General features: G+C 71.6%; 12 protein-coding genes. 1 reads left to right on the top strand and 11 read right to left on the bottom strand.

From position 1 onward, the window contains the following. Positions 1–6: 6 nt before the first annotated feature. The 7 genes from eccD to C3E78_RS16090 all read right to left on the bottom strand — a co-directional run bounded on the left by eccD (position 7) and on the right by C3E78_RS16090 (position 6,709). Positions 7–1,362, bottom strand: coding sequence for a type VII secretion integral membrane protein EccD (gene eccD / locus C3E78_RS16115; protein WP_108580142.1), 1,356 nt, complete (start codon positions 1,360–1,362; stop codon positions 7–9). Next, positions 1,359–2,681: a hypothetical protein gene (locus tag C3E78_RS16110; RefSeq protein ID WP_108580140.1), complete on the bottom strand. Its 1,323-nt coding sequence runs from the start codon at positions 2,679–2,681 to the stop codon at positions 1,359–1,361. Before C3E78_RS16110 ends, eccD begins: the two co-directional genes overlap by 4 nt. Then, positions 2,668–3,948: a S8 family peptidase gene (locus tag C3E78_RS16105; RefSeq protein WP_159085921.1), complete on the bottom strand. Its 1,281-nt coding sequence runs from the start codon at positions 3,946–3,948 to the stop codon at positions 2,668–2,670. The genes C3E78_RS16110 and C3E78_RS16105 overlap by 14 nt, the downstream gene beginning before the upstream one ends. Beyond that, positions 3,945–4,556, bottom strand: coding sequence for a hypothetical protein (locus C3E78_RS18370; RefSeq protein ID WP_159085920.1), 612 nt, complete (start codon positions 4,554–4,556; stop codon positions 3,945–3,947). The genes C3E78_RS16105 and C3E78_RS18370 overlap by 4 nt, the downstream gene beginning before the upstream one ends. Positions 4,557–4,562: 6 nt before the next feature. Next, positions 4,563–4,865: a WXG100 family type VII secretion target gene (locus C3E78_RS16100; protein ID WP_108580135.1), complete on the bottom strand. Its 303-nt coding sequence runs from the start codon at positions 4,863–4,865 to the stop codon at positions 4,563–4,565. 14 nt (positions 4,866–4,879) lie between these two features. Further along, on the bottom strand, positions 4,880–5,194 hold the full coding sequence (locus tag C3E78_RS16095; protein WP_108580133.1) for a WXG100 family type VII secretion target: 315 nt from the start codon (positions 5,192–5,194) through the stop codon (positions 4,880–4,882). Between the two features lie 120 nt (positions 5,195–5,314). Further along, a complete protein-coding gene (locus C3E78_RS16090; RefSeq protein ID WP_108580131.1) occupies positions 5,315–6,709 on the bottom strand; it encodes a hypothetical protein in 1,395 nt (464 codons plus the stop codon). A 176-nt stretch (positions 6,710–6,885) separates the two neighbouring features. Here C3E78_RS16090 and eccCa point away from each other — a divergent pair, with 176 nt between their 5' ends. Next, a complete protein-coding gene (eccCa, locus tag C3E78_RS16085; protein ID WP_235833672.1) occupies positions 6,886–10,845 on the top strand; it encodes a type VII secretion protein EccCa in 3,960 nt (1,319 codons plus the stop codon). Positions 10,846–10,942: 97 nt separating this feature from the next. On the opposite strand, the gene C3E78_RS16080 is transcribed toward eccCa, so the two are convergent. The 4 genes from C3E78_RS16080 to C3E78_RS16065 form a co-directional block, all read right to left on the bottom strand. Next, positions 10,943–11,251, bottom strand: coding sequence for a hypothetical protein (locus tag C3E78_RS16080; RefSeq protein ID WP_108580127.1), 309 nt, complete (start codon positions 11,249–11,251; stop codon positions 10,943–10,945). Next, positions 11,248–11,889, bottom strand: coding sequence for a hypothetical protein (locus tag C3E78_RS16075; protein ID WP_135804838.1), 642 nt, complete (start codon positions 11,887–11,889; stop codon positions 11,248–11,250). Before C3E78_RS16075 ends, C3E78_RS16080 begins: the two co-directional genes overlap by 4 nt. A 148-nt stretch (positions 11,890–12,037) precedes the next feature. Continuing rightward, positions 12,038–12,481, bottom strand: a complete 444-nt coding sequence (locus tag C3E78_RS16070) for a hypothetical protein (RefSeq protein ID WP_135804837.1) — start codon at positions 12,479–12,481, stop codon at positions 12,038–12,040. Further along, positions 12,478–12,990: a hypothetical protein gene (locus C3E78_RS16065; RefSeq protein ID WP_108580121.1), complete on the bottom strand. Its 513-nt coding sequence runs from the start codon at positions 12,988–12,990 to the stop codon at positions 12,478–12,480. The genes C3E78_RS16070 and C3E78_RS16065 overlap by 4 nt, the downstream gene beginning before the upstream one ends. Positions 12,991–13,035: the final 45 nt, after the last annotated feature.

Here is a 13,035-nt window from a genome sequence, read left to right as displayed (position 1 = left end):
CTTGGGTCAGGACCGGACGGCCGAGACGATTCCGATGGCGATGACGAGCAGGGGGACCATCGCGACGAGGGCGACGAGCTCGAGGAGCTCGGCGGCCCGTCCTCGCGAGACGGTACGGGTGGAGGTGACGAGGGTCGAGACGAGGGTGCCCGCGGCGACGACGGTCAGGACGACGATCAGGCCGGGACGCCAGTCGGGCTGCAGCACGAGCACGCTGACGGCGACCGACAGCAGGCCCGCCGCTGCTGTCAGCAGCCCGGCACCGACCTCGGTACCCGACCGGAACTGACGGGTCCGGACGAGCAGCGCCACGGCTGCCGCCACCGTGGTCAGCATGCCGGTCACCCCGAGCGTCACGGCGAGGGGAGCCACGGCGACCAGCAGGAGGCCGCTCGTGACGGTGGTCGCCAGGAGGACGTCGTGGCCGACGCGGGCTCCTGTGCGGACCTTCTCGATGCTGACCTCGTCCGGGTCGTCGGGCAGGAGTGCGGGGTCCTCGGGCTGGGGCGACGATGCACCGGCCGAGGTGAGGGCCAGGGCGGGCTGGATGCCCGAGGCGATCACGACCAGGGCGAGCGCCACGAGGTAGATCTTCGCGGGGTCGAGATCGGTGGTGATCACGAGGCCGCTGGCCGCCGCGGTGATGACGCCGAGGATGACGCCGGGCAGCAGGAGCAGCCGGCGGCTCTCCAGGCCGGTCATCGCCAGCAGCGCGGCCACGGCGCCCGCGCCACCCGCCGACGCCAGCGGTGCACCGAGGACGTCGTCGGAGGACACCGCGGTGAACGCTGCGACGGCCGCGTAGACGACGGCCGACCAGCCGAGCATCAGCGCGATCTCGTTCTCGTGCTCGAGGCGTGACACCACGATCGACGCGGTGAGGAGCACCAGGGCGATGACGCCCGCCAGGGCTCCGGCCAGGATGCTCGTCCGCTCGACGCCGATCGAGAGGGCGCCGAGCGCCAGCAGCGACCCCGACGCGACGAGAGCCGTGTTGCGAGCTGCGCTCGGCTCCCACGGTCGGGTGGTCTCCTCGATCACGTCGGACATCGCCTCGACGACGTCGTCGTACACGCGGGGGGTCTCGTCGACGCCGGGAGCGAGGGTCAGGACGGCGCCGTCGTACACGTTCTGGAACGCGAGGCCGGCCGAGGTCGAGAGCTCGGAGCCGTCGGCCGCGAGCAGGCGGAAGCCTGTGTGGGCCGAGCCCGGCTCCAGCACACCCATGGACCGGGCGAGCTCGGGCAGCAGCTCGGCGACCGTGACGGCCGACGGGAGGGCGAGATCGCTGCGCCGGTCGCCCGCCGTGATCGTCACCCGGACCAGTCCGCCCAACGAGTGGACGGCGGTGCTGGTGCTCATGTGATGACTCCTGGGGTGGTCTCGTCGTCGTCGAGCCACTGGTCGTCGTCGAACGCCATGTGGTCGACGAGCTGGTCGTCCTTGTCGCCCGGCCTCTGGCCGGAACGTCCGGCCCCTGCGCCGGCACCGCGGGAGCCCGCCGCGCCGCGCGATCCCGAGCCCGTCCCACGGGCGCCGGACTGCGCCCCGCCGGGACGGCCTGCGGAGGACTGGGCGCCGCCGGGGCGTCCTGCGGAGGACTGGGCGCCGCCGGGGCGTCCTGCGGAGGACTGGGCGCCGCCGGACTGCGCGCTGGCCTGGCCCGCGCTGCGAGCGCCCAACGTCGAGCCCTTCTGCATGCCGGCCGTGCGACCGGGCGCCGCAGACGCGCCACCGCTCGCGCTGGCGCCGCCGGTCAAGCGGTTGAGCAGGCCACGGCCTGCGCCGAGGGCCCCGGCCGCGCTCGCCGCGGCGCCCGCGCCTCCGCCCCCGATCGTTCCTGCGCTGCCGGCAGCGCCGCCGGGGAGACCGCCGCCCTCACCGGATGAGCCCCCGGAGCCGCTGGCCCCGCCTGAGCCGACACCACCGGCGCCGGGCTCGCCGGCGACGCCGCCGCCGGGGGTCAGAGGCGCTCCTGGTTGCTGGATGGCGCCGATGGCCCACGAGCTGTTGCCGCTGCGGCCACTGGCCGACAGCATCGAGGCCACCGCGGTGCTTCCGCCGACCACGGGATTGCCGGAGCCTCCGGACCCGCCGGATCCAGACCCCCCACGGGTGGGATTGGGCGTCTCGTCGTCCACCGGCTTCTCGCCGAGTGGAGCTGCCTTGCTGAGCAGAGCCTGCGCGACCTTCATCGACGCGTCGAACGCGTCGAGCGCTTCGCCGGCCTTGCGCTCGCGCTCCTTGAGCGCAGCGTCATGGGCCGAGACGGCCGCGTCATGCGCCTTGACATCGGCCTTGTGTGCTTTCGCCGCCGCATCGTCAGCGCCGGCGTCCAGCGGAGCGGGTGCCGAACCCGGGGGGCTGCCCGGGTGGGGAAGCTCGCCGAAGTTCTTCTTCGCGAGCGTCAGACCATTCCGGGCCTCCTCCATGGCGAGGGAGGCCTTCTCCATCTGCTCGCGGTACTCCTCGAGCTTCTCGAGCTTCTTGTCGAAGGCCGCCGATGCCGCGTCGGCATCGGCTCCCTGCCAGGCGTTGCGGGTGCGGGAACGCTGTGCGCGCAGCTCGGCGATCATCTCGTCAACCTTCGCGTACGAGCTCTTCCACGCAGTCTTCTTGCTGCTGGCATTGTCCGCTGCGGTCAGGGCGATCTCCTGCAGCTTCGCCTCATTGGGTCCCATCAGACGTTCCCCCTGTCGTTCCGGTGAGTGCGGGCGATGCGGTGCGCCGACGACGGACGACGGCCGCGGCGACGATCAGCAGCACGACGAGCGCGGCGGCACCGATGATCCAGGGCAGTGCGGACGAGGGCTCGTCCTGCGCTGCGGCGTTGGTCGACTGGTCGGCGGCGGCCTGGTCGGCGCTGCCGGCAGGTGTCGGCGTCGGGGTCGGCGCGCTGGGGTCCTTCCACACCGACTGCGGGTAGGTGCTGAAGGCGGAGTTGGGTCCCTTGAGGAGCGGGTTCTCGTCGGGCCAGCCGGCGGGGTCGCGGGCCAGCAGCTCCTCGAGGCTGATGACGCCGAATCCGCCCTCCTGGGTGTAGCCGAAGTCGCGGCCACCGACACTGTGGATGAGCTGCTGGATGAGCTGGTTGCCGGTGGCGTGGGGGTACTTGGACTTCACCAGGGCCAGGGCGCCCGCGACCAGCGGCGTGGCGTCCGAGGTGCCGGTGCGCTCGATGCCGGAGACCCACCGCGCGTCGGTGGCGGTGCCCTTCATGGCACCAGAGGCGATGTCGACGCCGGGAGCGACGATCGTGATGTTGCCCTCGGGCTGCTTCTTCCAGGGTCGGATCTTCTTGTCCAGCACACCGACGGCCACGACTCCGGGAAGGTTGGCCGGCTCGCCCACAGGCCCGTTCGGGTTGCCGGCTCCGGCGACCACGACGATGCCGGCGTCCTGGGCCTTCTTGATGTCCTCATCGAGGTCGAGGCTGCCGGTGTAGGAGTAGCTGATGATGTCGACCTTGTCCTTGACGGCCTCACGGAACAGCTGTCCCGCCCATTCCGACTGCTGGTCGGTCGGGTCGGGGTCCTTTTGGTAGAAGTACACCTCGGCGTCCGGTGCCATCCCGGTGATACCGGCCCCGCCGGGAGCGTTGCCCTTGCCCTGGCCCACCAAGAGCGTGGTCATCGCGGTGCCGTGGCTCGCGTAGAAGGCGCTGGAGTATGACCGTGCCTTGGCCAGCTTGAGTGAGTCCGACCGCAAGGCGGAGCGCAGCTTGACCTTGGCGCCCTTGAGCTCGGGGACGTCACGGTTGAGCGCGCCGTCGATCACGGCGATGCGCACGCCCTTACCGGTCGACTGCTCATGGGCCGAGGCGACGCTGAGCCCGGTGAACCACCATGGCTGCAGAGGCTTGGCCGACGCTCCAGAGGGCGCGAGCAGGGTGAGGATGGTCAAGGCGACGGCGACGGCGACGGCGCCCGAGCGGCCGCGGATCGTCACTTCGAGCTTCCTCCGGAGACGTCGAAGCCGCTGTCCGCGCCCGTGGGCGGGGCGTCCGCAGCGCCGGTGCCGGGATCGCCATCGGGACGCAGGCCATCGAGGGACGGTTCCTTGACGGTGGGGTTGTCGCCGTCGAACGTGTCGATCTCCGGATCGGTGTCGAGGTCGGTGTCCGGCTCCTTCAGCCGGTGACCGGCCTCGTTGCGAGCCTGGTTGTGCGCACGTGTCAGCGGTTCGTTGCTGACCTTCGAGGCGATGACGGTCAAGGTGGCCAGCACGTCGGCGTCGGTCTGGGCATGGTTGTGCGCGGCCTGCACGATCGTGTGGCCGAAGTCGTCGATGTCCGTCGTTACCGCGGCGAGGGTCTTGTCGAACACCTCGACGACAGCCTGGTGCTGGTCGTAGAGGGCCGCGGCGGACGGGTACGAGCTGAATCCGCCACCGGCCGCGGCATCGGCGAGCTGGGTGCGCGCCAGCGCCGCGGTCTCGGTCAGCGCCGCGGTGTCGTGGCCGATCTTCTCGACGTCCTCGATCGTCAGCTCGATGTCAGCGCCGGAACCGCCCCCGCCGTTGGCGGGGGCGGTTCCAAGACGTGCGTCAGGGTCCATGCGTGATCAGCCGCCGAACGACGAGGCGTTCTGGGTCTCGGTACGGCGGTAGTCGTCACCCGAGTCGTTGACGGCCTGGCCCGACTGGGACAGCGTCAGCTTGAGGTCCTGGATCGCCTGGTCCCACTTGGCCTTGGCCTGCTGGTAGGAGGCGGCAGCCTCACCGGTCCAGTCGCCCTTGAGGGGGGTCAGGTCCTGGTCGAGCTGGTTGAGCCGTGCCTCGAGCTTGGCCACGCCCGCGGCGACCTCGCCCGCGAGGTTGCCGAGTCCGCCGAAGGAGACTGCAAGACGTCCTGTGCTTCCGGTCATGGTGAAGTCCTCTCTCAACCCTGCGTGGTCATGCGGTTGGCGATCTGCGTGTACTTGTCCTGCTGCGCCTGATCGGTGGTCGTGTACGCCTTGTCGGCGCCGGTCAGGTTGGCGTCGAAGACCTCGAGCGCCTTCAGGATGTGGTTGGTCTCGCGGGTCCAGGCGTTGATGAGACCGGTGAAGCTCTCGGAGCCTCCGCCCTCCCAGGAGCCCTTGGTCTGCAGACGGGTCGGCATGTTGCCGACCTCGGTGGTCAGCTCGCCGTGCGCGTCGCGGACCAGGCCGGCAGCCTTGGTCAGCGCCATTTCTTCGCGGCTGAGATCAGTCATGAGGTTCCCCCTTGCGCTCTCGCGCCGAGACGATGTGTGCGGCCAGACTATGACAGCAAGTCTTGATTGACCACACGAATGAACTGTTTTTCCTGGTTATTTGTGACCACCTGTTTCCCCTTACGGAGAAGTCAAAACGCGCATCCAGGTGAACAGCCCGGTCGCCAGCGGCAGCGCCCCGTACACGAGGACGCCGGCGAGCGTCTCGGCCGTCTCCGCGGTGCGGGACCAGCGGACCGAGGACCAGCCGCGGGCCGCAGCACGGGCCACCACGACCAGGAGCAGCCCCAGGCCCACGGCCGCCGCGGTGAAGATCGGTCGTCTCGTGTCGTCGAGCAGGCTGAAGACGTACAGCGTGACGAGCACCAGGACGATGGTGCCGGCGCTTCGCTGGGCCCGCCGCGCGGTCCTGATGCGCAGGGTCCGGCCCCCGAGGGCGAAGCTCCCGCCCACGCCGATGCACAACATGATGATGCCGATCCGGCGGGACGTGCCGTGATCGCCCATCAGGAGCGCGACGGTCGCAGCGACGACGGCGACGGCCCCGAAGACGCTGGCGGCGTCCACCAGGCGCAGTGCCTTGCGGGCGACGGACTCGACGTCGTCGCGGCGGATGACGCCGCGGAACGACCGGCGCGGCTGCTCCCGGGCGGTCCAGGCGGTGACGGCGAGACGTGCGAAGTCCAGCAGGACGTGGTCGGGGACCTCGACGACCCGGGAGGGGACGAGCCGGGTCGACACCGTCGCGAGGGTGAGGACCAGGACCCAGAACGTCGTCGTCGACCAGTCCATCAGCAGGCAGGCCGCTGCTGAGGCGGCCAGGACGCAGCCGGTGAACATCCATGCCAGCAGCCAGTCGTCGGCGACGTGAGGCGATCCGGCACGGACGACCGCCGCGGTGGCCGCAGCGACCAGCCCGGCGACCGCCGCGACGAGCAGGACGTCGCCGGCGTCACCATCGTCGAGGGTGGTCACGGTCAGGGTTCCCGCGCCGGCAGCGACCAGCAGGGGGACGACCGCGAGCCAGGCGCGGTCGACGCGTCCCGTGTGGCGGGCGAGCAGGACCGCGAGCAGGGAGATCACCAGGAGGGCTGCAGTCGCGCCGTCCGCGGCGGTGCCGCCCTCGAGCGCGCCGGCGACCGCCACGACGACTCCGATGGCGCCGGTCGCGATCGGCGCCATCAGCGCCCTGCGACCCGACGGTCGGGGCGGCGCCACCTGCGCGGGGACGTCGTCATCGTCGGAGCCGTCCTTGACCCGGCGACCGGGCAGGCCCGTGCCGCTGATGGCCACGAGCAGGTCGCCGTGGGCCAGTCCCTCGCCGTGCACCGTGCTGCGCGGGGCGAACCCGCGGCCGGACGAGGTGTGCAGGGTCACCGGGCCGGAGCCGGTGCGTTCCACGTACGTCTCGGCGAGGGACGCGATCTCGGTCCAGAGCGGAACGGCCACGTCGACACGGCCGCCGTCGCCGACGACGGTCAGTCGTACGGTCGCGTGCACGATGCTGTCGGTCATGGCCCCCCCTTTTCGCCTGGGGTACATGGTGCCTGATGAACGGGACCTTGTCGTCACAGCGTGTCGCGATCATCTGCCGTTCGTGGTGCCTCCTGGCCCGGGTTCCCCCTAGGATTGGCCGGGCAACGGGGGTGCTGCAGGGTGGCCCCCTTCTTCTTCGTCAGACGGAGGTCCACGTGTCCACCACGCTGCGCCGCGGGGAGCGCATCGAGCGACCGGCCGTGCCCGAGGGGCAGCTCGTGCTCCAGGCGCCTCCCGAGCTCCAGCCGCACGAGGGCATCGGCGGCGCGCTGATGATGGCGCTGCCCATGCTCGCGAGCGTGGGCTCGATCGTCTTCGTGGCCTCCAGCGGCGCCGGCGCGCGCGGGTTCATCGCCGCCGGCATGTTCCTGGTGGCGACGCTGGGATTCGTCGCGGTGAACGTCGAGCGCCAGCTCAAGCAGCGCAAGACGAAGGTGGTGGGCGCCCGGCGTGAGTACCTGCAGTACCTTTCGACGGTCCGGGGCAACGTACGGAGCGTGGCCGAGGCGCAGCGCGAGGGCCTGGTCTGGCTGCACCCGTCGCCGTCGGTCCTGGCCACCTTCGCCGAGGAGGGCAGCCGGGTGTGGGAGCGGGGCGCGGAGGATCCGCACCGCCTGCACGTCCGCTACGGGACGTCGACGCAGCCGCTCGCCGTCGACCTGGTCCCGCCGGAGACGGCACCGATCGACCAGGTCGACCCCGTGTGCGCGTCCGCGCTGCACCGGCTGCTCGCGGTGCACCGGGCGCAGCCGAGCCTGCCGGCAGCGATCGACCTGGGGGCGTTCAGTCGCATCGAGCTCATTGGTCCCGAGGGGTACGTGCGCGGGCTGGCCCGCTCGATGGTCTGCGAGGCCGCGGCGTTCCACGCCCCCGACCAGCTCGTCGTGGCGGTGCTCACGGACGGCGACGCGGCCCGGCACTGGGACTGGGTCAAGTGGCTGCCGCAGGCCCAGAGCGGCCGGGAGAGCGACGCGGTCGGACCGAGCCGCATGGTGTCGGGATCGATCGACGACCTGGCCGCGATGCTTCCTCGCGAGCTGATCGATCGTCCGCGGTTCGGTGCGGAGCAGCCCGTCGAGGGTCCGCACGTCCTGCTCGTGGTCGACGGCGCGGCGCTGCCCCCGGGCAACCACCTCGTGCCTGAGGAAGGCGTCCACGGCGTCACGGTGCTCGAGCTCCCAGAGCGCTGGGGCGAGCTCGAGGACCCGACCCGGCTGCGGCTGGAGTTCGAGGACCGTCGCGACGACCTCGCCGTGACGGCCTGGCGCCGGCACGAGGAGCCCGTCCGCGCGACCGCCGACCACCTCGACCTGCCGTCCGCCGAGGCGTTCGCCCGCCGGCTGGCCCCGCTCGGCGCGGTCGAGGGTCCGGTGCGCGACGACGCCATGGCCGGGACGCCCGACCTCACCGACCTGTTGGGCCTCGGCGACGTCCGCAACCTCAACGTCCAGGACGCCTGGCGCGAGCGTCCCGCCCGCGACCAGCTGCGGGTGCCCATCGGCGTCGGGGCCACCGGTGCCCCGGTCTACCTCGACATCAAGGAGTCGGCCCAGCAGGGCATGGGCCCGCACGGCCTGGTCATCGGTGCGACCGGATCGGGCAAGTCCGAGCTGCTGCGAACGCTCGTCCTCGGGCTCGCGCTGACCCACTCGTCCGAGACCCTCAACATGGTCCTCGTCGACTTCAAGGGCGGCGCGACGTTCGCGGGTCTGTCCGACCTGCCGCACGTGTCGGCCGTCATCACCAACCTCGAGGACGAGCTGCCGCTGGTCGACCGCATGCAGGACGCGCTGTCCGGCGAGATGGTGCGGCGGCAGGAGCTTCTGCGCAAGGCGGGCAACTACGCGTCGGTCCGCGACTACGAGAAGGCCCGCGCCGCAGGCGAGGACCTCGAGCCGCTGCCCAGCCTGTTCATCGTCGTCGACGAGTTCTCCGAGATGCTGTCGGCCAAGCCCGACTTCATCGACCTGTTCGTCGCCATCGGCCGCCTCGGCCGCTCGCTGGGCCTGCACCTGCTGCTCGCCTCGCAGCGGCTGGAGGAGGGACGCCTCCGCGGCCTCGAGAGCCACCTGTCGTACCGGATCGGCCTGCGGACGTTCTCGGCCGCGGAGTCCCGTGCCGTGCTCGGCTCGCCCGACGCGTACGAGCTGCCCTCGGTCCCTGGTCTCGGCTACCTCAAGGCGGACCAGTCGAGCACGACGCGGTTCAAGGCTGCGTACGTCTCCGGGCCGCCCCCCCGGCGGGCCGCCGCCGCGATGCAGGAGGGCGCCCAGGCGCGCAGCATCCTGCCGTTCACCACCACGCACGTGCTGGCGCCGCTCGACGCCGAGCCGGAGGAGCCCGAGGTCGTGGTGGCCCCCGTCGCCGAGAGCACCGCGACCGTCCTCGACATCGCGGTCGACACGATGGTCGGGCAGGGCCCGCAGGCGCACCAGGTCTGGCTGCCCCCGCTCGACGTGCCCGACACGCTCGACGTCCTCATGCCCGACCTGGCCGAGACCGACGACGCCGGCCTGCTGTCGTCGCGCTGGAGCGTCTACGGGGGACTCCGGGTCCCGGTCGGCACGCTCGACCGTCCGCGCGAGCAGCGTCGTGAGGTGCTGACGGTCGACCTGTCCGGCGCCGGCGGCCACCTCGCGGTCGTGGGTGGTCCGCGCAGCGGCAAGAGCACCGTGCTGCGCACCGTCGTCGCGAGCATCGCCCTCACGTCCAGCCCGCGGGACTCCCAGATCTACGTCCTGGACTTCGGCGGTGGCACCTTCTCGGCCATGACCGACCTGCCGCACGTCTCCGGTGTCGGCACCCGTGCGGAGCCGGACGTCGTGCGTCGCATCTTCGCCGAGGTCAACGGCATCGCCGACCGCCGCGAGGCGTACCTGCGCCAGCAGGGCATCGACTCGGTCGAGACCTACCGCGCCCGCCGGCGCGAGGGCTCGGTCGACGACGGGTACGGCGACGTCTACCTCGTGATCGACGGCTGGAGCACGCTCCGCGCGGACTTCGACTCCCTCGAGATGGAGATGCAGACCCTGGCCCAGCGCGGCCTCACCTACGGCATCCACGTCCTCGCTGCCGCGTCCCGCTGGGGCGACTTCCGCGCCGCGATGCGTGATCTCTTCGGCACCCGGCTCGAGCTGCGTCTCGGCGACCCGACCGACTCCGAGATCGACCGCAAGGTCGCCCAGCTCGTCCCCGCCGAGCGCCCCGGTCGCGGTCTCGTGACGTCCAAGCTGCACTTCCTGTCGGCCCTGCCGCGTCTCGACGGCAAGGCGGACGGTGCGACCGTCGGCCCCGCGGTCGACGACCTCGTGGCCCGGGTCAGGGCGTCCTGGCCGGGACAGGGCGGCCCCAAGCTGCGGCTGCTGCCGTCCCGGATCGATCTCGACCGGGTGCGCGAGCTCGCCGGACAGGCCGACGACCCGCGGGTGCTCCTCGGCATCGACGAGCGCGACCTCGCACCGGTCGGCCTCGACGTGGAGGCCGAGCCGCACCTGCTGGTCTACGGCGACGGCCGGTCGGGCAAGAGCTCCCTGCTGCGCGCGTACGCCCGAGACGTGATGCGCAGCCGCACGCCGGCCCAGGCGCAGATCATCGTCGTGGACTACCGGCGCGCGATGCTCGGAGAGCTGCCCGACGAGTTCCAGATGGAGTACGTGTCGAGCGCCGCGCAGATCGAGGCCGTGATCGGAGGCCTGGCCGAGGTGCTCAAGAGCCGCCTGCCCGGCCCGGACGTGACCCCCGACCAGCTGCGCAGCCGATCGTGGTGGAGCGGACCCGACGCGTACGTCCTGGTCGACGACTACGACCTGGTGTCGCCGCAGAACGCCTCACCGCTGGCGCCGCTCGTGCCGTACCTGGCGCAGGGCCGCGATGTCGGTCTGCACATGGTCGTGGCCCGGCGCTCGGGAGGAGCGTCCCGCGCGTCGTTCGACCCCGTGCTGCAGACGCTGCGCGAGCTCGCCCAGCCCGGCATCCTGCTCTCGGGCAGCCCCGACGAGGGGCCGCTGATCGGCAACGCCCGGCCGCGGCCGGCGCAGGCCGGACGCGCACAGCTCATCACGCGCGACCGCGGCGTGGAGATCATCCAGACCGCCTGGGCCCCGCCCACGACGTAGCCCCGCCCGATTCCGCGAGTGGCGCAAGATGGCGGCGACACGCCGTCCAAAAACGCCGTCCTGCGCCACTCGCGAGCGGAAATGCGCCACTCGGCGTTCAGGTCTGTTCGTCCTCCGGCCACCGACGTCGGGGATAGCGGGCCTTGACGAGCCTGCGGGTGTGGTGGACGAAGACGCGCTCGGCCTCGTGGGGGTCCTCGGTCAGGCACAGCTCGTTGTCCTGGCCCATGTCGCGGTACCAGACGCGGTAGCGGCCGTCGCGGAATGACAGGCACATCAGCTCGCTCGAGGTGAGCGTGCCATCGGCGCGGTTGGAGATGAAGAAGTCGACGAACTCGCCGTATCCCTTGGCCCGCAGGCGAGCCGCGAGCGCGTCGAGGTCGAGTGCTCCGTCGGCCGTCGTCACGGGTGCTCGGCGTTCCGACCCGCAGACCGGGGGTCCAGCTCGTACGTCACTCCGTCGACGTCCGTCAGCTCGCTGTAGGGGACGACGGCCTCGTGCACGCCGGGCTCGACGACGGTCGCCCCGACGGACTCGGCGACGTCGGGGGACAGGCCCGCAAGCTCGAGCAGGGCGTGCTCGCCAGCGCGTTGCAGGACGCGAGCACCGTGGCCGCGCCAGCTGGCGGTGAGGACGGCCTCGAAGATGCTCTCGCACTCCGAGACCGGGATGACCACGCGGGAGACCTGCGGGCGCACCGCCTCGAAACCGTCCGGGGCGGCGTCTCCCACGTGCACGAGCTCGACATGGGTGATGTCCGGCGTGAACGCGGCGGGGAGGTCGAGCCCCCGCCACATCGCCCGGGGGCCGACGATGTGCAGCGGCGGGAAGTACGAGGGCGCCCTGCGCCAGCCGTGCGCCGGCCCGTCATAGATGAGCTTCAGGCCCGGCTCGCCCTCGGCGCGCAGGCGCCACAGCTCGGTGCCGGTGGGCACCCGGGTGCGGGCGAGGTCGAAGACCGGCACGATCTCGCCGGCACCGGGCAGGAAGCCGTGGACGTACGACGGCACGTGACCCGCGCCGGCGTCGTCAGGGTTCGACATCCGCATGAGCGGATGCTTGCGGAATCTCAGGACGTCGACCACCGCAGGTCGGCCGCCCGGACGACCGGTCCGGCGATGCTGCTGACCCCGTGCTGCAGGATTCCTTGCACCTGACCCGGTCAGAGCACCTTCAGCATCTCGGTGCCCGTCATGACAGCTCCCTCTCCACGACCTGGACGTCGCTCAGCTCGGCCGCCGGCACGCTGCCGAGCCAGCCCTCGTACTGCGAACCGTGCAGATCGTGCTCTTCGGCCCACTCGGACGACCCGTTGAAGCCGATGTGCGCCAGCTCGCCGGTGCTGCCCGTGACCGCCACCCGTTGGCCGTCCCACATCGCGGTGACGTTGCGGGCAAAGCGTCGGTCGAGATCTGCCTTCGCGAGCCGCACCCACCGCCCCTTGGGGGAGTCGCCGCGCTCGAGCGACTCGGGCAGGTCGTGTGCGTCGGTCAGCACCCTGACGTAGTCGGTGCCCTCGATCAGCTCGATGAACTCTCGCCCGCGGCGGACCGAGATGTGAATTCCACGCGCGGACCGCGTTCCGGGGAACAGCTCTTCGATGGTCCACATCTGGTCGTGCCTCGCCGCGCTCATGTCAGGGCTCCGACGAACTTGCCGGGCGACGGGATCGCGACCTCAGGGCGACTCCGCGCCTGGGGCACGTGCTTCTCGACGAGTGCCCGGACCTGCTCGATCGTCGTCCAGCGTGCTTCGGTCGGGTCGCGGTCGAGGTCGAGCTGCTCGACCAGGACGACCTCGAGGCCGTCGACATGCATGGTCTCGCCGACCTTGTAGACGGTGGACGGGAGATAGACGACCTCACGCTCCTGGGGATGCTGGGAGTGGGCCTCGAGCGAGCGCCCGAGGGTGCCGAAGATCGCCAGGACGCGATCGATCGCGAAGTTCTGGGTCGCGAGGCGCAGGTCCATGGTGGTCGCGATGATGACGGGGCTCACCACGACTTCGCCCTCCCGGTAGGGGGCGGCGGCCGAATCGAGTCCGCGGAAGCTGAGCCCGCGGTACTTCGGCAGCTTCGCGAGGGCGCCGAGGAGGCGCGCAGCCGCCGCCTCCGGGCTCTCGCGCGGCGGCGGTGCGTCTGTCATGGCTTCTCCTTCAGCGTGATGTCCCAGTAACCGTCGTCGTTCCAG

The organism is Aeromicrobium chenweiae (genome assembly GCF_003065605.1).
GTDB lineage: Bacteria > Actinomycetota > Actinomycetes > Propionibacteriales > Nocardioidaceae > Aeromicrobium > Aeromicrobium chenweiae.
The sequence above is the reverse complement of the archived record's forward strand: the minus strand, read 5'-3'. Positions and strand labels throughout refer to the sequence as shown.